The organism is Mesorhizobium sp. B1-1-1 (assembly GCF_006442955.1).
Taxonomy (GTDB): domain Bacteria; phylum Pseudomonadota; class Alphaproteobacteria; order Rhizobiales; family Rhizobiaceae; genus Mesorhizobium.
On the sequence record NZ_VFWW01000020.1, the window covers coordinates 16845 to 34094 of the forward strand.

The 17250-nt window shown below is 64.3% G+C and carries 18 protein-coding genes and 1 tRNA gene; 11 read left to right on the top strand and 8 right to left on the bottom strand.

Going from position 1 to position 17250, the window contains the following annotated elements:
- Nucleotides 1–33: 33 nt before the first annotated feature.
- The 3 genes from FJ986_RS29240 to FJ986_RS29250 are packed head-to-tail and all read right to left on the bottom strand — an operon-like array spanning nt 34 to nt 2917.
- A complete protein-coding gene (locus FJ986_RS29240; RefSeq protein ID WP_140525574.1) occupies nt 34–963 on the bottom strand; it encodes a DUF6492 family protein in 930 nt (309 codons plus the stop codon).
- Nucleotides 960–1748, bottom strand: a complete 789-nt coding sequence (locus FJ986_RS29245) for a WecB/TagA/CpsF family glycosyltransferase (RefSeq protein ID WP_140676731.1) — start codon at nt 1746–1748, stop codon at nt 960–962. Before FJ986_RS29245 ends, FJ986_RS29240 begins: the two co-directional genes overlap by 4 nt.
- Nucleotides 1745–2917 (bottom strand): glycosyltransferase family 4 protein, encoded by a 1173-nt coding sequence (locus FJ986_RS29250; protein ID WP_140666566.1) that lies wholly within the window; start codon nt 2915–2917, stop codon nt 1745–1747. The genes FJ986_RS29245 and FJ986_RS29250 overlap by 4 nt, the downstream gene beginning before the upstream one ends.
- 171 nt (nt 2918–3088) lie before the next feature.
- Here FJ986_RS29250 and FJ986_RS29255 point away from each other — a divergent pair, with 171 nt between their 5' ends.
- The 3 genes from FJ986_RS29255 to proC are packed head-to-tail and all read left to right on the top strand — an operon-like array spanning nt 3089 to nt 6277.
- Nucleotides 3089–4087, top strand: coding sequence for a glycosyltransferase (locus tag FJ986_RS29255; RefSeq protein WP_140676733.1), 999 nt, complete (start codon nt 3089–3091; stop codon nt 4085–4087).
- Nucleotides 4056–5402 carry an O-antigen ligase gene (locus tag FJ986_RS29260; RefSeq protein WP_140525570.1) on the top strand — a complete coding sequence of 449 codons (1347 nt, stop codon included), beginning with the start codon at nt 4056–4058 and terminating at the stop codon, nt 5400–5402. Before FJ986_RS29255 ends, FJ986_RS29260 begins: the two co-directional genes overlap by 32 nt.
- Before the next feature lie 59 nt (nt 5403–5461).
- Nucleotides 5462–6277 (top strand): pyrroline-5-carboxylate reductase, encoded by an 816-nt coding sequence (gene proC, locus FJ986_RS29265; protein ID WP_140501067.1) that lies wholly within the window; start codon nt 5462–5464, stop codon nt 6275–6277.
- A 10-nt stretch (nt 6278–6287) separates the two neighbouring features.
- Here proC and FJ986_RS29270 read toward each other — a convergent pair whose 3' ends face one another.
- From FJ986_RS29270 to FJ986_RS29280, 3 genes are all read right to left on the bottom strand, one after another.
- On the bottom strand, nt 6288–6680 hold the full coding sequence (locus FJ986_RS29270; RefSeq protein ID WP_140501065.1) for a type II toxin-antitoxin system VapC family toxin: 393 nt from the start codon (nt 6678–6680) through the stop codon (nt 6288–6290).
- Complete coding sequence (locus FJ986_RS29275; RefSeq protein ID WP_140525569.1) at nt 6680–6922, bottom strand: type II toxin-antitoxin system VapB family antitoxin; 243 nt, start codon at nt 6920–6922, stop codon at nt 6680–6682. The genes FJ986_RS29270 and FJ986_RS29275 overlap by 1 nt, the downstream gene beginning before the upstream one ends.
- A gap of 67 nt (nt 6923–6989) precedes the next feature.
- Entirely contained in the window at nt 6990–8303 is a 1314-nt protein-coding gene (locus FJ986_RS29280) for an NAD(P)H-dependent oxidoreductase (protein WP_140525568.1), read from the bottom strand.
- Nucleotides 8304–8888: 585 nt separating this feature from the next.
- Here FJ986_RS29280 and FJ986_RS29285 point away from each other — a divergent pair.
- The 3 genes from FJ986_RS29285 (at nt 8889) to FJ986_RS29295 (ending at nt 11136) form a co-directional block, all read left to right on the top strand.
- Entirely contained in the window at nt 8889–10295 is a 1407-nt protein-coding gene (locus tag FJ986_RS29285) for a PTS transporter subunit IIC (protein ID WP_140525566.1), read from the top strand.
- Between the two features lie 74 nt (nt 10296–10369).
- Complete coding sequence (locus tag FJ986_RS29290; protein ID WP_140525565.1) at nt 10370–10831, top strand: PTS sugar transporter subunit IIA; 462 nt, start codon at nt 10370–10372, stop codon at nt 10829–10831.
- A gap of 17 nt (nt 10832–10848) precedes the next feature.
- Nucleotides 10849–11136, top strand: a complete 288-nt coding sequence (locus FJ986_RS29295) for a PTS sugar transporter subunit IIB (protein ID WP_140513359.1) — start codon at nt 10849–10851, stop codon at nt 11134–11136.
- 20 nt (nt 11137–11156) lie between these two features.
- On the opposite strand, the gene FJ986_RS29300 is transcribed toward FJ986_RS29295, so the two are convergent.
- A complete protein-coding gene (locus FJ986_RS29300; RefSeq protein WP_140580335.1) occupies nt 11157–12545 on the bottom strand; it encodes a multicopper oxidase family protein in 1389 nt (462 codons plus the stop codon).
- Between the two features lie 461 nt (nt 12546–13006).
- Nucleotides 13007–13081: transfer RNA gene (locus FJ986_RS29305), tRNA-Thr, on the bottom strand.
- Between the two features lie 162 nt (nt 13082–13243).
- On the opposite strand from FJ986_RS29305, the gene FJ986_RS29310 reads away from it, so the two are divergent.
- From FJ986_RS29310 to FJ986_RS29330, 5 genes are all read left to right on the top strand, one after another.
- A complete protein-coding gene (locus FJ986_RS29310) occupies nt 13244–13444 on the top strand; it encodes a hypothetical protein (protein WP_140676736.1) in 201 nt (66 codons plus the stop codon).
- Between the two features lie 127 nt (nt 13445–13571).
- Nucleotides 13572–14864, top strand: coding sequence for a UDP-N-acetylglucosamine 1-carboxyvinyltransferase (gene murA, locus FJ986_RS29315; protein WP_140580338.1), 1293 nt, complete (start codon nt 13572–13574; stop codon nt 14862–14864).
- A gap of 149 nt (nt 14865–15013) precedes the next feature.
- Nucleotides 15014–15448 (top strand): DUF2948 family protein, encoded by a 435-nt coding sequence (locus FJ986_RS29320; RefSeq protein ID WP_140501047.1) that lies wholly within the window; start codon nt 15014–15016, stop codon nt 15446–15448.
- Between the two features lie 3 nt (nt 15449–15451).
- Complete coding sequence (hisD, locus tag FJ986_RS29325) at nt 15452–16744, top strand: histidinol dehydrogenase (RefSeq protein WP_140501045.1); 1293 nt, start codon at nt 15452–15454, stop codon at nt 16742–16744.
- Nucleotides 16745–16749: 5 nt separating this feature from the next.
- Nucleotides 16750–17235: a UPF0262 family protein gene (locus FJ986_RS29330; RefSeq protein ID WP_140501043.1), complete on the top strand. Its 486-nt coding sequence runs from the start codon at nt 16750–16752 to the stop codon at nt 17233–17235.
- The last annotated feature ends 15 nt before the right edge of the window (nt 17236–17250 follow it).

Here is a 17250-nt window from a genome sequence, read left to right on the forward strand (position 1 = left end):
CAGTCTTTCCGAGAACCGGTTCGCTTTTCAGGATCAGGATCGGTCGAGCCCGATCAGCCGGCGGATGCGGCCGGTATCGGTGCCGATGAAGGACTGCATGCCGATCGCCACCTGTTCGGGCGCCATGGCGGCAACGAAGCGACGGAATTCATCATCCGACAGCGCCTCACCGGTCCAGTGGACGCGGCAGAATTCTTCCGAGCCATGGAAGTGACCGGCGCCGTCCAGCAGATCGTCGACATAGCGGCCATAGATCATGCATTCGGAGAATTTGCGCGCCGAGCCGACGACCTCGACCCAGTTTCGGCCATGCACCTCCTCGATCCGACTGCACATGGCCAGCACGGTGTCGCGGCGCCAGGCGATCAGCGTCGAAATGTAATCGTGAACCGAATTCCTCGACGGATCGATGCCGAGCGCGGAGCCGGCATTGCGCGACCATGTGCGATGCTCGTCATGACCGTCCTGCGCAAGCACGCCGTCACGGCGGAACAGCCGCGCCTTGCCGTCGCGCCAGAACGCGCCGCAATCGAAGGGCTTCAGGAAGGCGACGTCGGAATCGCAGAAGACCAGGACGTCCTGGCATGCGTGCGCCGCAACTGCAATGCGGCGCAGTTGCTGCACGTGCCAGCCGCGCAGCGGCTGCGTCTTCAGGCTGAGCCAGACGCGCCGCCGGAACAGACTAAGCGGATCGTCGAAGACATGCAGCCAGCGCGGCAGCAACTCACGTTCGTCGACGACGGATCGGTTGGCGCTCTCCAACCGGCGAAACAATTTAACGTCCCGGGCTTCGACCAGAATGTAATGATGCGCGACGCCCGTGACGTGGCGGTCGAGGGTTTCGCAGAGCAGGCGGCAACGCTCGAAATCCGGCGCATAGCTTGCCGTCACCATGGCTGCCGTCGGCGTTGCCCGAAGCAGTCCGGGTTCGGCGATCGCGCCCGGAACGAACCTCTCGTTCAACGGACGTCTCCGGCTTGGGGCCGGAACAATTTCTGTTTGAGGACCCGCCACAGGAACAAGGGGTTGCCGACCACATAGCGGCGCCAGAGCCGTCCCGGCTCGACCGCCAGGCGAAACAGCCACTCCAGCCTGAGGCGCCGTATCCACAAGGGCGCGCGCGGCACGGCGCCGCTGAGAAAATCCAGCAGCGCGCCGACCGCGACCGGCAGCGTGCAGTGGCGCTCGTCGATGTGCCGTTCGATCCACAATTCCTGGCGCGGCACGCCCATGGCGACCAGCAGCATATCAGGCCGCAGCGCGGCGATGCGTTCGATGATTTCCGGCTCCTGCGCAGCGGAGAAGTAGCCGTCATGGATGACCACGAATCTGTGCTGGACGGCAATCGCCGCGAGCTTCTTCGACGCGGCCTCGGCATTGACGCGCGTCGCGCCGAGCAGCCCCACGGTCAGCGGCCGGGTCACCGACCGCAGAAAGGCCGGCACGAAGTCGGTGCCGTTGAGATTGTCCGGGAACGGCGCGCCATAGAGAAGCTGCGCTGCGAGATCGACGCCGATGCCGTCCGGCAGGATGAGAAAATCGTCGAGCGCCTGGGCGAACACCGGATCGGTGTAGGCGAGATTGGCGTTATGGGCGTTGAGGAAGCTGACCTTGGTGAAGCGTCGTTCCACGATCAGCCGCGTCAGCAGGGCGATCGCGTCGTCCCAGCGAATGGCGAGCACGGAGATGCCGAAGATCGTCTTCAATGTGTCGGGCCCGAATGCGGCGCGGGCGGCGTGCATGTTCATGCAAACGCCTCCTGCATGACCGGACCGAGCTTCTCCAGGCCAAGCCGGATGGCGGCGTCGAGCGCCTTGAGCTGCCGGCGGTGGAACGCGCTGCCGTCAACGTCGCTTATGTCGGCCGCCGCGGTCTCCAGCGCCTTGGCAAAGGCGACCGGATCGTCGGTGACCGCGCAATTGACCGGGCGATGGTCGATGCCGCGCAGCGCGTGGCTGGTGGCGACGGCGGGCAGGCCGAGCTCGAACGTTTCGATCGTCTTCAATTGCACGCCGCTGCCGGCGGTGCTGATGAGCGGGATGACGGCGCCGCCGCGTATGAAAGCCTGGGCGTCCGGCACGCGTCCGACGAAAGCGACGCCGGGATGCGTCGAGGCGATGTCAGACGGCATGCTGCCGGCGATCCTGATGCGGAAGTCCGGGCGCAGATGCGGTACCACCTTGTCCAGGAACCAGCCGAGCCCGATGCGGTTCGGCTGCCAAGTCCAGGTGCCGATCAGCGCGGCGTCGCACTCAATCTTGCGCCGGCCGTTACGCGCCGGTGGCGTGGCGCCCGTCACCAGCGGCAGCACCGCCGAGCGGTCGTCGGAGGCCACGCCAAGTGCCGAACGGTCTTCCTCGGCCAGCGTGAAGACGAAACGCGCGCGGCGGCACAGACGCTCTTCCACGCTCTCGAGCAGCCTTGCCTCGCGGCGGAACAACAGGCGCTGGAAGATGCCCGGGGCGGCAGCGGCATTTTCCCGCGCCGAAAGATGCTCGACATTGTGGGCGACGAAGATCGAAGGCCGCTCGTCGAAGAGCTTTTCGAAGGCGCCGGCGAACTGCACGGAATTAAGCACATAGCCGTCGAAGGGGCCGGCGCGCTCGATGGCGGCGAGGACTTCGGCATCGGAGACCGCACGCACCTTGGCCGACGCGAAGGTGAGGCCCGAAAGCATCGCCTTGCCGACCCAGGCAAGCTTTTGCAGCGCTGAAGCATTTTCGGTGCGCACGTCGACGGCACCCAGAACGATGGTGCTTTCAGGATCGGCGGCGGCTTTCCCCGGCCAGATGAAGCCGATGACGGTGACGCGCGCGCCGGCGCGCCGCAAGGCAGCGATGATTGCAGCATTGGCGATCTCGTAGCCCGATGCGAGAGCGCCATCGGGCACGATCGATGTGGCGAACAGCAGATGCATCTCACCTATCCTGTGGTGCAGCCGGTAGCAAAGCGCGGTGAACCCTTGATTAAACGCGCGCGCATCGACGACCCAAAACCTCGGCTTGAAGAGCCACTCCGTGAAAGGTGATTAACGAAACGTTATCGTCATGGTGCTAACAGAACTCGACCCACCATGCGGCTGACACGGATGATCCCTTTGCCATCGGACGGTTCGGTATCGATCGCGGGACGATCCCCCCGGCTTGACACGGAGGCCGTCGAAGCCGTCGTCACCTTGCCGACCTTCAAGCGGCCGGACCAGGTCCTGCAAACGCTGGCGTCGCTGCGCGCGCAGCTGACCGGCAGGCCCTTTGCCGTCATCGTCATTGAGAACGAGGCCGAGGCTCGGGCCGGCGCCCAGGCGTCGCTGCCGCTGTTCGAGCGCGGCGAGATACCGGGCATGGTGATCATCGCGCATCAGCGCGGCAATTGCAGCGCCTACAATGCCGGCTGGCAGGCGGCGATCCTGCACTTTCCGAATTTCAGGCACCTGCTGGTCATCGACGATGACGAGATAGCCGATCCGCACTGGCTGGAACGGATGTGCGGGGCGGCCGAAAGCCTTGGCGCCGATATTGTCGGCGGCCCGCAAGTGCCCGACTTTGCCGATCCCGCCCATGCGCGCTGGGCCAAGCATCCGGTCTTCGCGCCGCCCTACCGCAAGACGGGCCTCGTGCCGGCGCTCTATTCGTCCGGCAATCTCCTGGTCGGGCGCAACGTGCTTACCGCCATGGGGCCGCCGTTCCTCGACCTGAGATTCAATTTCATGGGCGGCGGCGATTCCGACTTCCTGAGCCGGGCGGCGCAGCGCGGCTTTGTGCTTGGCTGGTGCGCCGAGGCCAGGGTGACCGAGACAGTCCCGGCCCGTCGGGTCGAGGCCGACTGGATCCGCGCCCGCAGCCTGCGCAACGGCGTGATCTCGACGCTGGTCGAAAAGAAGAAACGCGCCGGCACCCCGCTGGCCGGCGTCAAGGTGTTGCTGAAGAGCCTGGCCCTGCTTGCCGCCTCGCCATTTCGCGGCGCCGCCAGGCTGGCACGGACAGGATCGCCCGCGGCCGCAATCTACCCTGTCCATGTGGCGCTGGGCCGCGTGCTGGCCGAATTCGGATATGCCAATGAGCAATACCGCCAGCCTGAAAAGAACTGAGCGCGCGCCGCTCGGCGCCGCGTTCACGCGCGACGGCGTGGCAACCGCGATCGCGGCGCTGCTGTTCACCGTCATCCTGGTGTCCTTCCGCCCGTTCCAGCCCGCGGGCGCGGAACTCACCGGCGAAGGCGGCGACATCGTCAACCAGCTCGGCTTCGGCTCGCTCGGCGCCGTTTCCGTCTTTTCGCTGATGGCTTTCGCCGACCCGCGCATCGTGCGCTCGCTGCTCAGCCCTTCCTGGATGCTGATGCTGGGCTTCTTCTTCCTGTCGGTGGTGCTGGCGACAGACCCGCCCTCGGCGATGCGCGCCGCCTCCTTCACCATGATCGGCATCCTGACCATGGCGACGATCCTTGTGCTGCCGCGCGATGCGGACTCCTTCTCGAAGGTCATCATCTTCACCGCGGTGGCGGTCATGGGCCTTTCCTACCTCGGCCTCATCGCCTTTCCGCACGAGGCAATGCACACGGCCGATTCGCAAGAACCGGAACATGCCGGCCTGTGGCGCGGCGTGTTCACCCACAAGAACATCGCCGGTCCGGTCATGGCCTGCTTCAGTTTCGCCGGCCTCTATCTCTTCCGGCGCGGGCAGCGGTTCTGGGGCGCCGGAATTTTCGTCGCGGCGATGGTGTTCATGCTGCACACCGGATCCAAGACCACGGCCGGCCTGGTGCCGTTCTCGATCCTGATCGTCATGTTTCCGAGCCTCATGGGCATGCGGCTCGGCACGCCGATCCTGTTCGCGCTGGCGATCATCGCTACCGCGGTCGGCACGCTGGGCATCGTTTTCCTGCCGCCGGTGAAACAGCTGGCGGCGATCTATTTCCCCGGCCTGACCTATACCGGGCGCACCACGCTCTGGGAGTTCGCCGGCGAGATGCTGGCGAAGAAACCGTGGACCGGCTACGGCTATGAGAGTTTCTGGGGAACGCCGCTGCTGCTCAACCAGGATCAGCCCTTCGACCGACCGTGGGATATCAGGACCATCGTGCACGGCCATGACGGTTATCTCGACATCGCGGTCCTGATGGGCATTCCGGCCCTTTGCGTGGCGGTCTACACTTTCCTGATCGCCCCTTTGCGCGACTACATGCGCATTCCCTTGCGCAAGGAAAACATCTATCTCGGCGACTTCTTCATGATGGTTGTGCTGTTCGCCGCGCTCAACGCCTTCCTCGAAAGCTTCTTCTTCCATCGCGGCGATCCGGTGTGGCTGTTCTTCGTGCTCGGTGTGCTTGGGCTCAGACAGGTTTCGCTGCGCCCGGTCGCGCTGCGCAACGGCGGTCGTGGCGCGAGATTGGGCCACTCCACCTGACAGGGCTTCCCCGTTGATCCGCGAGCGTTTATGTGAAGCCTTTCCTCGGAGGGCTTTCGATGACGATCAGGCTTGTTCTCGCCGGCTGCGGCAATATGGGTTACGCCATGCTCTCGGGCTGGCTGAAATCCGGCAAGCTTGCACCGTCGTCCGTTTTCGTGGTCGAGCCCAATGCCGACCTGCGCCAGCGCGCGGCCGCACTGGGATGCGGAACGGCTGCCGACGCCACCGATATCCCGGCCGGTGCCGTGCCTGATCTCATCGTCATCGCCGTGAAGCCCCAGGTGATCCGCGACGTCACCGCCGCTTACAAACGTTTCGGCGAAGGGCGCACCACCTTCGTCAGCATTGCCGCGGGCACGCCGGTCGCCACCTTCGAGGAAATCCTGGGCGACCGCGCGCCTGTTGTGCGCTGCATGCCCAACACGCCTGCTTCCATTGGCAAGGGCATGATGGTGGTGTTTTCCAATCCGCTGGTTTCCGACGACACCAAGCGTTTCGTCGCCGACCTCTTGTCGGCCAGCGGCGAAGTGGCCACCATCGACGAGGAGGGACTGATGGATGCGGTGACCGCCGTGTCGGGATCGGGGCCGGCCTATATCTTCCATTTCATCGAAGCGCTGACCGTCGCCGCCGAGAAGGCGGGCCTGCCGGCGGCGACCGCCAGGCTGCTCGCCATGCAGACCGTCTATGGTGCCGCCTCCCTCGCCGCCGAAAGCGGCGAGGAGCCGGGCCTGCTGCGCCAGCAGGTGACCAGCCCGAACGGCACGACGGCGGCGGCGCTTGGTGTGCTGATGGGCGAGGACCGGTTGACCAATCTCCTCACGCAAGCGGTGGAAGCGGCGCGGCTGCGGTCGATCGAACTGGGGAAATAGAGCAGACTCCCTAGGCCAGATCGGTATGCGAGAAGTCGTTGCCTTTGTAGAGCAGAGCAGAGCCACGACTCTTTGCGCATGCATAGGACAGGCAATCGGCCAGGTTGAGTTGGGCGGGATGCCCGCGTCCTTTTCCATAGTCTGAAAAAGCTTGGACCGCGAGCTTGGCGTCGCCGGCGTCGATCGGAACGATTTCGATTTCGGACTCGCGCAGAAAAGCCTCTATCGCCACTTCAGCGACAAGCGGCTCAACGGCCAGCATAGTTGAAAGCCGCATAGCCGCTTCGAGCACCACCAACGCGGAAGTAATTTTGCGAGGTGCTACCGCGATGCGGTTGCTCCACTCGCCAGCATCTCCCTCTCCCGAAAGAATTGCGACGACCACCGAGGTGTCGACAAACATCAAGAGTGGCCCCACATCTCATCGATCTCATCCTTGTCTACGGGCCGGCCGCCATGACCAGCTCTGGCTTTGAGTTCATCAGCGATGGTAGCCAGCCGCTGCGCCAACGGAGCGCGTCCACTTTCCCGTTTCAGTTCGGACTCAAGAGCTTCGATCACCGCCTCGGTCATCGAAATCTTGCGTTTGGCGGCGAGCCGCTGTGCCAGCTCACGTGCACGCGGGTCCCTGATCTGGAGGTTCATTGGTCGATCCTCAGCGTCATCTGCCATTACAATATAGTGCATCTGTCATGACAGCGCCACAACGGGCTTATTTTCCGTACAGCATCTCATCCTGCAGCCGGCGCAGAGCGAACAGTCTCGTCGCCCGGTCGGGTGCGGCGTTGTCGGCCGTCAACAGCTCGCCTTTCCTCACCGGTTTCAGCACCTTGCCGCCCTCGAGCAGGCCGACCGGCACGGCACGCCGGGCGCGAGCGTCTTCGACGGTCATCGTCCAGGAGCGATAGCAGGTCTCGCCGATCGCATCGAAGGTTTCGCCGGCGAGCAGATCCCGCTTGGCGACGGCGCATACCTCGGCGACCGGCCTTGGCAGCGGCACCATGTCGGGCTTGCCGAAGAGCACGATGCGGGCTGCCGTCAGCGGGACTTCCAGCGAGGTCAAATGGTAGGGCCGGAACAGGCTGTAATAGGGACCGTGGCCGATATGCAGGTCGTCCATGCGCTCGACGATGCGCGGGTGGGTCGCCTCGACGATGACGAAGACACCGGGTGCGACACCCTTGCCGACCGTGTAGTCGACAACGCCCTTTTTCGTGAGCAGCCCGCCATGCTCGCGCGGAATGAGCACCTTGACGAGGTCGTCGCGGTCGGCCTTCGGGCCGTGCATGCCGGGCACATCGGGCACCAGCCCGGTGGCGTTGGCGATGGCGCACATCTCGACCATGGTTTTCGAACCGTCGACGAACTCGACCAGCATGCGCGGGTTCATGTTGCGGCGGATCGCTTCCTCGCGATAGTCGTCGGGCACGGCATCGTGGTTAAGCGGGTTGTTCTTGCCCTTGCCGGCCGAGACGATGGTCAGGCCCAGTGCGGAGGCGAACTCGATCAGCTCCATGCAGCTCGAGGGCTCGTCTCCGGCGCCGACCGAATAGACGACGCCGAGGCGATCTGCCTGCTGCTTGAGATAGCAGCCGATAGTGACGTCGGCCTCGACATTCATCATCACCAGATGCTTGCCATGCTGCATCGCCATCAGGTCGAAGTCGGCGGCGACGCCGGGCTTGCCGGTGGCGTCGATGACGACGTCGATCAGCGGATTGGTGACCAGCATCTCGTTGGAGGTGATGGCGATCTTTCCCGACTCGATCGCCGCGGTGACTTTCGAAGTGGTATCGGCTTCGACGGCCATCGCTTCGTCACCATAGGCGATGCGGATCGCTTCGCGTGCCGTGTGCGGACGTCTTGTCGAGACCGCGCAGACCGAAATGCCGGGCATCAGCATGCCTTGCGTGACCAGATCGGTGCCCATTTCGCCCGAACCGATGACGCCGATGCGTACCGGGCGGCCCTCGGCGGCACGGCTGGCGAGATCGCGGGCGAGCCCGGTCAAGGCGACATTGGTCATGCGGGGATGTCCACAGCTTCCTGGTTCGCGTCGGATTAGCAGGGAATAGCTCCTCCTTGCCAACGAAACTGGCCTCGACAGTCAATTTCCCATGAAATCGCGCGGTATAGAGGCGCTCGGCCCAGTCCCGACTGGACCGAAGCGGGGCTCCGAACTCGGCGACAAAGACCTGACGACTGCCAGTCCGCTGTGCCGGCGGCTTCTCATGATAGGAATTTTTTCTTGACCGGGTGAGGGCAACTATGCTACATATTTGCCTATGGTGCTGAGTTGCGCCAAGGGCCCGCCGCACAGGCGGGTTTTTCCGTTCAATGCTCCGTCAAGAGCGCACAGGCGAAGGCTCCGTCAGCCCGGATGCCTTGGGTTCAAAGACTTGCCAATTGACATTGCCTTGAACTGCCTCAATAAAACATTCGTTCGCCAGCGAAGGCAAATGTTCATCCCGCATCACCGAGCGGGACGCATTCCGCCTCGCGGGCAGAACGGGGAGTGCCTTTGCGCCGAGGTTGGCGGCAAAGGCGTTGGAGGTCAACGGAGCATCATTTCGAACCCGGGGGTCGGGCTCGGTGCTCCAGGGGAGGACAAATGGACACTATTCTTGCGGGCCTCAAAGGGGCCATCGACACGCTCGGCGCAACAGTGCTGCTGCCGATCGTCATTTTCATCATAGCCGTCGTTCTGGGCGCAAAGGTCAGCAAGGCTTTTCGCGCCGCTGTCACCATCGGCGTCGCCTTCATCGGCATCAACCTCGTGCTTGGCCTGATGTTCACGTCGATCGGCGACGTCGCCAAGGCCATCGTCACCAACACCGGCATTCATCGCGACATCATCGATGTCGGCTGGCCGTCGGCGGCCGCCATCGCCTTCGGCTCGTCGGTCGGCCTGTGGGTCATCCCCGTCGGCATCCTGGTCAACATCGTGCTGTTGCTGACGCGCATGACGCGCACGCTCAATGTCGACGTCTGGAACTTCTGGCACTTCGCCTTTGTCGGCTCGCTGGTCGTGGCGGCGACCGACAATCTGGCCTACGGCATCGCCATCGCGGCATTGGTCGCGGCACTGTCGCTGCTGTTCGCCGACTGGTCGGCGCGCGCAGTGCAGCAGTTCTACGGCGTGCCCGGCATTTCGGTGCCGCACCTGGCTTCCGCGCAGATCCTGCCGATCGCCATCATCCTGAACTGGATCATGGACCGCATTCCCGGCATCAACCGCATCAACATCAACACCGAGACCATCGAGCGCCGGTTCGGCGTGTTCGGCGAACCTGTCGTGCTCGGCTTGATCATCGGTCTCGTGCTTGGCGCCATCGCTTTCTACAATGCGGGTGACCTCGGCACGGTGTTCGCCAAGGTGCTGGGCACCGGCATGACCCTGGCAGCCGTCATGCTGCTCCTGCCGCGCATGGTGAAGATCCTGATGGAAGGGCTGATCCCGGTTTCCGACGCGGCGCAGGAATTCGTGCGCAAGCGCACGGGCGACCGCGAGCTTCTCGTCGGCCTCGATTCGGCGATCCTGATCGGTCATCCCGCCGCGATCTCGTCATCGCTGATCCTGGTGCCGATCGCGATCATCCTGTCGGTGATCCTGCCGGGCAACCGCGTCATCCTGTTCGCCGACTTGGCGGTCATTCCCTTCATCGTCGCCATGACCGCGCCATTGGTCAAAGGCAATGTGTTCCGCATGGTGGTGATCGGCACGGTGACGCTGGCGATCGGCTTCTACGTCGCCAACGCGCTGGCGCCGCTGTTCACAAGTGCTGCCGTCGCCTCGGGCTTCAAGCTGCCGGCAGACGCGCTGCAGATCACCTCCGTCGTCGACGGCTTCCTGTGGGTGCCCTATGTGATCATCGAGGCGATCCAGGGACTTGGCCTTACCGGCATCGTCGTGATCGCCGTGGTCATCGCGGCACTGTTCGTCCTCTATCGCCGCAACACGCTCGGCTGGGAACGGGCAGCGGGCGCCGAGGACGAGCCGGCCGAAGGCACGGCCTGAGCCTCATCACGCCTGACGTTTGAAATGATCGTGCGCCCTCCCCGGGCGCACGATTTTATCGACGGAGCAAAAACATGTCTGACGGACTCATGCAGCTTCTGGACCCCGAAGCGATCGTGCTCGGATCCGATGCCTCGACCAATGAGCAGATCATCCGCATCCTGGCCGGCCGGCTCGAGACGCTCGGCTATGTCAAGAACTCCTATGCCGACGCGGTCGTGCGTCGCGAGTTGACCATCCCGACAGGACTGCCGCTGGAGCGCCCCGACAATGTCGCGGTGCCGCACACCGATCCCGAACATGTCCTGAAGCCCGGGATCGCTTTGGGCACATTGAAGCACCCCGTCGTCTTCGCCAACATGGAAGACCCTGACGAGAAGCTGCCGGTCGGCTTCGTCTTCCTGCTTGCCATCAATGACAAGGACAAGCAGATTGAAGCGCTGCAGGCCGTCATGGCCACCATCCAGAATCCAGATGCATTGGACGGCCTGAGGTCGGCCACGACGCTAGACGACGTTCGGGCCGTGCTCGGCTGAACAAGGAGAAGAAAGAGATGTCCAGACAGAAAACAATTCTCTTTGCCTGCGGCACGGGCATAGCCACCTCGACCGCGGTCAACGTCGCCGTCACCGAGGCGATGAAGCAACGCGGCCTGACCTTCAACGCCCAGCAGGCCAAGGCGACCGAAGTGCCGGGGCTGGCCGACAGCGTCGACTTCATCGTCGCCACGACGCCGATCTCGGCTTCGGTGACCAAGCCGGTCATCAAGGGCCTCGCCTTCCTCACCGGCATCGGCAAAGACAAGGTGCTCGACGAGATCGAGGCGCAACTGCGCAAGTAGGCCGCGGCACGCGCTCGGTTTCAGGTCACCCTGACGTAGCTCGTCATGCCCGATTTCTGATGCTCGATGATGTGGCAGTGCAGCAGCCAGTCGCCGGGGTTGTCGGCGACGAAGCCGAGGCTCACCTTCTCGTTGGGCTGGATGAGATAGGTGTCTGAAATCAGCGGCTGCACGGGCCGAGTCGAGGATGACAGCACTTTGAAGCTCATGCCGTGCAAATGCATCGGATGCGATTGCGGCGTCAGGTTCTCCATGTCGATGACATAGCTCCTGCCAAGCTTCAATTCGGCCAGCGGCGCGGTCGGATCCGGCGTGTCACCCGGCCACGGCACCTTGTTGATGGCCCAGAAACTGTAGCCGAGCGAACCGCATATGCCGTCGCTCGGAATGTTCTCGGCCGTGGCGCTGAGCGCCAGCGAAATATGCTGGGCAGCGGAGAGATCGACCTCCGCCACCGGATTGGCCTCCAGCGGCGCGACATCACGAATGTCGCGCTTCAGCGACTGGCCGACCGCACGCAAGGTCGCCAGCACCTTGGGTTTGGTGCCCCTGACGTCCCGCAGGCTCACGACCGCGCCCTCCGCGTCCGGCATGCGGATGGCGAGTTCCATGCGCTGTCCCGGGCCAAGCAGCAAGGCATCGGGCGAAAAACGCTGCGGCACCGGATTGCCATCCTGCGCGATCACCGTCGCCTCCGCGCCGTCGACGCGAAAGGCATGGATGCGCGTCACGTCGGTGATGGCGACGCGCAGCCGCACCAGCCCGCCGGCCGGCGCGTCATAGTGCGGCTGGTCGAGCCAATTGGCCGTGCGCACCGTGCCATAGGTGCCGGTTCTCGCGGCATCGCGCGGCCGGAACTGGTCGATGAACTGGCCATCGTCGCCGAGGCGCCAGTCGCGCAGATTGAGGACGATTTCGGCATCGAATTTCGGATCACCGGGATTTTCGACCACGATGACGCCGGTCAGGCCGTGCCCCATCTGCTCCAGCGTGTTGCAATGCGGGTGGTACCAGAAGGTGCCGGCATCGGGCGGCGTGAAGGCGTAGTCGAAATGATCGCCGGTATAGACATAGGGCTGGACCAGGAACGGAACGCCGTCCATCCTGTTGGGGACCCGAACGCCGTGCCAATGGATCGTCGTCGGGTCGTCGATGGCGTTGACGAGCCGGGCGGCGAAGGGCTCGCCCTTTTTCATCCTCAGCACAGGCGGCATCCCGGCGCTGCCATAGGTCAGCACGTCCCGGGTCGGACCGATCTCCACCAGCCTGGCCTGGATCTTGGCCGTCCGCAGTACCACCGGCTCGGGCGTGGCGGCGGCCCAGCCGCCAAGCCTCCCCATCGCGGCGAGCCCGCCCGCACCGGCAAACGCTGCCGATTTCAGAAGTCGACGGCGTGTGATCAAGGTCATGCTGCGCTCCAGCGGGAAAGCCCTCGGAATCGCCGACTTGAATCACGATCGGGCGACCAGCGCAAATCCCGATATCGGCATTTGCGTTCCGATGAAGCCGCAACCAGCGCCGTCTGCGCGGACGGCGCTTCGCCCTGCGACTCTGATCGGGACGACGGCCGCGCCAGATCATGCTTCAAGGCACTGACCGGAGCGGGACTCGCCCGGGTCGCCAATGCCGATGTTTTCAACCGTCCGATCGGGCGGGTGGGGGGCGGAAGGGCGCCAAGCGGTCGCCCGCTATGGGCCGGCGCTCGTCGCGGAGGAAAGCAAGCAGGCCGATTTGCTCCCGCCATGAAAGCGCGACGAGAACCAACCTTGCGCGAAATCTCGGATTCAGGTGCCGGATGCGCCTTTTTTTGCCCGTTCGTGCCGCAAGGGCTTAAGAATGGGACGGATGGCGCTGAAAATGTCGGGCAGTCTGGTGCTGCGAGAGAGGATTGAACTCTCGACCTCTCCCTTACCAAGGGAGTGCTCTACCACTGAGCTACCGCAGCCGCTGATGGCGGGGCTTCTGCCATATCGAACCGGCAAGCGCAAGGCCAAGTGCAAAGCATCTGTGAAAGCCTTTGCCGGATACGTTTTGATGACATGGCCGCGCCACAATGTTGGTTATGCCTGAAATAGCGGCCTGGCCGGCCGCCGGCTAGGACGGGACGATGAACGACAAGACAATTCCACCGAAAAAGGGCGGCACCGGCCGCAAGGACCGGCTCGCCGAGCAGCTGCGCGCGAATCTGCTGAAACGCAAGGCACAGTCGCGCTCGCGGCGCGCCGGCGACGCCGACAAGCGGCGCGCCGGGGACGCCGACAAGCGGCCGGACGGGGTCGGCGCGGCGAAGGAAATACAAAAAGATTAACTCAAATCCGCCACTCTTGGGTCGGGTGCCAGGAAATCCTATTTCTTGAACCAGGTTGGCCGATGGTCTAGACGGGCCGATACTCAAACGATTGAAACCGGCTTTCGGGGCCGAGGGGATAGTCTTCATGGATCGCATCAGAATTGTCGGCGGCAACAAGCTCGCCGGAAGCATTCCGATCTCGGGCGCGAAAAACGCCGCCCTGCCGCTGATGATCGCGTCGCTTCTGACAGACGACACGCTGACGCTCGAAAACGTGCCGCATCTGGCCGATGTCGAGCAGCTGATCCGCATCCTGGGCAATCACGGCGTCGATTATTCGGTCAACGGACGCCGCGAAAAGCAGAATGAAGGCTATTCGCGCACCATCAATTTTTCCGCCCGCAACATCGTCGACACGACGGCCCCTTACGAGCTGGTGTCAAAGATGCGCGCTTCGTTCTGGGTCATCGGCCCGCTGCTGGCCCGCATGGGCGAGGCCAAGGTGTCGCTGCCGGGCGGTTGCGCCATCGGCACGCGGCCGGTCGACCTGTTCCTGGAAGGCCTGCAGGCGCTGGGCGCCGACATCGACGTCGACACCGGCTACGTTATCGCCAAGACCAGGAATGGCCGCCTCGTCGGCAACCGTTACGTCTTTCCGAAAGTGTCGGTCGGCGCCACCCATGTGCTGATGATGGCGGCGGCGCTCGCCAAGGGCGAGACGGTGCTCGAAAACGCCGCCTGCGAGCCCGAGATCGTCAACCTCGCCGAATGCCTCAATGCCATGGGCGCCAAGATTTCCGGCGCCGGCACGCCAACCATCACCATCGACGGCGTCGAGGCGCTGTCGGGCGCGCGCGTGCGCGTCATCCCGGACCGGATCGAGACCGGCACCTATGCCATGGCCGTCGCCATGACCGGCGGCGACGTCGTGCTCGAGGGCGCGCGTCCCGATTTGCTGCAGACCGCGCTGGACGTGATCGCGCAGACGGGCGCCGAGATCACGCCGACCAATTCCGGCATCCGCGTCAAGCGCAACGGCGCCGGCATTTCACCGGTCGACGTGACGACGGCGCCCTTCCCGGCCTTCCCCACCGATCTGCAGGCGCAGTTCATGGGGCTGATGACCATGGCCAAGGGCAAGTCGCGCATCACCGAGACGATCTTCGAAAACCGCTTCATGCATGTGCAGGAACTGGCGCGTCTGGGCGCCCACATCACGCTTTCCGGCCAGACGGCGATCGTCGACGGCGTGCCGAAATTGAAGGGCGCGCCTGTCATGGCGACCGACCTTCGCGCTTCCGTTTCGCTGGTCATTGCCGGCCTGGCGGCCGAAGGCGAAACCACTGTCAACCGCGTCTATCATCTCGACCGCGGCTTCGAGCGGCTGGAGGAAAAGCTGTCCAATTGCGGCGCGGTGATCGAACGGATCTCGGCTTAGGCCGATCGCCGCCCGCCTCACGGCTGCGCGGACCGGAACGACCTCCGGATTCCTGCTTGAGCATGATCTTTTCCGAAAAGCGGTTTCCACTTTTCGGGATCATGCTCTAACAGAAGGCTGAACAGTCAATTTTCAGGTGCGAAATCCGCATGAACGGCCTTAAGCTTATCGCCCTCGACGACCAGGACCTGAGCATCGTCTCCGCCCATGTCCAGGACGCCGTGATGAAAGTCTCGGACCTTGAATACCTTCCCGCGGCCAAGCGTTTCGTGCTGACCATGAACCGTTTCGTCTGGGAGGCCAAATCGGGCTTCTTTCGCCAGCACAACGAACGGCGCCAGGCCGTGCTGCATTTCGATCGGGTTCTGGGCGCCAAGACCAGCGGCATAGCCCGCGACAAGCCGGCCGAAGTGCTGTCGCTGCTGGCGATCAGCTTCATCGAGATCAGCAAGCCGGCCGGCATAGTCGAGCTGATCTTTTCGGGAGGCGGCGCAATCATGCTCGATGTCGAATGCATCGAGGCCCGCCTTGCGGATGTCGGCGGCGCGTGGGAAGCCACGTCGCGTCCCGTGCACAGGGCCTGAGCGATGGCCATCACGCTTCGCCAGTCCGACGCCGATTTCGAACAGCGTTTCGCCGCTTTCCTCACCACCAAGAGAGAAGTGTCGGCCGATGTCGACGCGGCCGTGCGCCAGATCATCGCGCGCGTGCGCGCCGACGGCGACGCCGCCCTCGTCGACTTTACCAGACGCTTCGACAGGGCCGACCTCAGGGAACTCGGCATTGCCGTGTCGAAGGACGAGATCGCCCGCGCCTATGCCGCTTGCGACCACCAGACGATCGAGGCACTCGAATTCGCGCGCGACCGCATCCGCGCCTACCACGAGCGGCAGCGGCCGAAGGACGACCGCTTTACCGACGCCGCGGGCGTCGAGCTCGGCTGGCGCTGGACCGCGGTCGAGGCGGTCGGGCTTTACGTGCCGGGCGGTACTGCGAGCTATCCGAGTTCGGTGCTGATGAACGCCATACCGGCCAAGGTCGCCGGCGTGGAGCGCATCGTCATGGTGGTGCCGGCACCCGGCGGCGTCATCAATCCGCTTGTGCTGGTGGCGGCCGACCTTGCCGGCGTGCCGGAAATCTATCGCGTCGGCGGCGCCCAGGCGATCGCTGCCCTGGCCTATGGCACCGAGACGATCAAGCCGGTCGCCAAGATCGTCGGCCCTGGCAATGCCTATGTCGCGGCGGCCAAGCGCCAGGTGTTCGGCACCGTCGGCATCGACATGATCGCCGGCCCCTCGGAAGTGCTGGTCGTGGCCGACGGCGACAATGATCCCGACTGGATCGCCGCCGATCTCCTGGCCCAGGCCGAACATGACGCGTCCGCGCAGTCGATCCTGATCACCGACGATCCGGCCTTTGGCAAGGCGGTGGAGGAGGCGGTCGAACGGCAGCTGCCAAACCTGCCACGGGCGGAGACGGCAGCGGCGAGTTGGCGCGATTTCGGCGCGGTGATCGAGGTCGAGGCGATCGAGGCGGCGCTGCCGCTGGTCGACCGCATCGCGGCCGAGCATGTCGAACTGGCAATCGACGACGCCGAGGGCTTCCTGTCGCGGATGCACAATGCCGGTGCCGTGTTTCTCGGCCGCCATACGCCGGAAGCCATCGGCGACTATGTCGGCGGTTCCAACCACGTGCTGCCGACGGCACGCTCGGCGCGTTTCTCGTCAGGCCTTTCGGTACTCGATTTCGTCAAGCGCACCTCGATCCTGAAGCTCGGGCCCGAGCAATTGCGCGCGCTGGCGCCCGCCGCGATCGCGCTGGCCAAGGCCGAAGGGCTCGACGCGCATGGACGCTCCGTCGCTATCCGGCTGAACATGTAGGCGCCATGTCGGGCTCCGATCAAACCCGTGCGAGGCTGATCGATGTCGAACTCGATGAATCGATCGGCCGTTCGACGCCCGACGTCGAGCACGAACGCGCGGTGGCGATCTTCGACCTGATCGAGGAGAACAGTTTTCAACCGGTCAACGACAGCGGCGCCGGCCCCTACCGGCTGAAGCTGTCGCTGGCCGAGTCCCGCCTGGTTTTCGCCGTGACGCGCGACGACGGTTCCGCCGTGGTCACCCATATCCTGTCGCTGACGCCGCTCAGGCGCATCGTCAAGGACTACTACATGATCTGCGAAAGCTATTACGACGCCATTCGCTCCTCGACGCCGAGCCATATCGAGGCGATCGACATGGGTCGCCGCGGCCTGCACAATGAGGGTTCGCAGACGTTGATGGACCGGCTCGCCGGCAAGATCGACATCGATTTCGACACGGCGCGCCGGCTGTTCACGCTGGTCTGCGTGCTCCATTGGCGGGGTTAACCCCTGACCGCCGGC

Bases quoted from the DNA above. Each gene is read 5' to 3' on its own strand.
- FJ986_RS29245 (WP_140676731.1), bottom strand. From the start codon at position 1,748: ATGAACATGCACGCCGCCCGCGCCGCATTCGGGCCCGACACATTGAAG.
- FJ986_RS29250 (WP_140666566.1), bottom strand. From the start codon at position 2,917: ATGCATCTGCTGTTCGCCACATCGATCGTGCCCGATGGCGCTCTCGCA.
- FJ986_RS29255 (WP_140676733.1), top strand. From the start codon at position 3,089: ATGATCCCTTTGCCATCGGACGGTTCGGTATCGATCGCGGGACGATCC.
- FJ986_RS29260 (WP_140525570.1), top strand. From the start codon at position 4,056: ATGAGCAATACCGCCAGCCTGAAAAGAACTGAGCGCGCGCCGCTCGGC.
- proC (WP_140501067.1), top strand. From the start codon at position 5,462: ATGACGATCAGGCTTGTTCTCGCCGGCTGCGGCAATATGGGTTACGCC.
- FJ986_RS29270 (WP_140501065.1), bottom strand. From the start codon at position 6,680: ATGTTTGTCGACACCTCGGTGGTCGTCGCAATTCTTTCGGGAGAGGGA.
- FJ986_RS29275 (WP_140525569.1), bottom strand. From the start codon at position 6,922: ATGAACCTCCAGATCAGGGACCCGCGTGCACGTGAGCTGGCACAGCGG.
- FJ986_RS29280 (WP_140525568.1), bottom strand. From the start codon at position 8,303: ATGACCAATGTCGCCTTGACCGGGCTCGCCCGCGATCTCGCCAGCCGT.
- FJ986_RS29285 (WP_140525566.1), top strand. From the start codon at position 8,889: ATGGACACTATTCTTGCGGGCCTCAAAGGGGCCATCGACACGCTCGGC.
- FJ986_RS29290 (WP_140525565.1), top strand. From the start codon at position 10,370: ATGTCTGACGGACTCATGCAGCTTCTGGACCCCGAAGCGATCGTGCTC.
- FJ986_RS29295 (WP_140513359.1), top strand. From the start codon at position 10,849: ATGTCCAGACAGAAAACAATTCTCTTTGCCTGCGGCACGGGCATAGCC.
- FJ986_RS29300 (WP_140580335.1), bottom strand. From the start codon at position 12,545: ATGACCTTGATCACACGCCGTCGACTTCTGAAATCGGCAGCGTTTGCC.
- FJ986_RS29310 (WP_140676736.1), top strand. From the start codon at position 13,244: ATGAACGACAAGACAATTCCACCGAAAAAGGGCGGCACCGGCCGCAAG.
- murA (WP_140580338.1), top strand. From the start codon at position 13,572: ATGGATCGCATCAGAATTGTCGGCGGCAACAAGCTCGCCGGAAGCATT.
- FJ986_RS29320 (WP_140501047.1), top strand. From the start codon at position 15,014: ATGAACGGCCTTAAGCTTATCGCCCTCGACGACCAGGACCTGAGCATC.
- hisD (WP_140501045.1), top strand. From the start codon at position 15,452: ATGGCCATCACGCTTCGCCAGTCCGACGCCGATTTCGAACAGCGTTTC.
- FJ986_RS29330 (WP_140501043.1), top strand. From the start codon at position 16,750: ATGTCGGGCTCCGATCAAACCCGTGCGAGGCTGATCGATGTCGAACTC.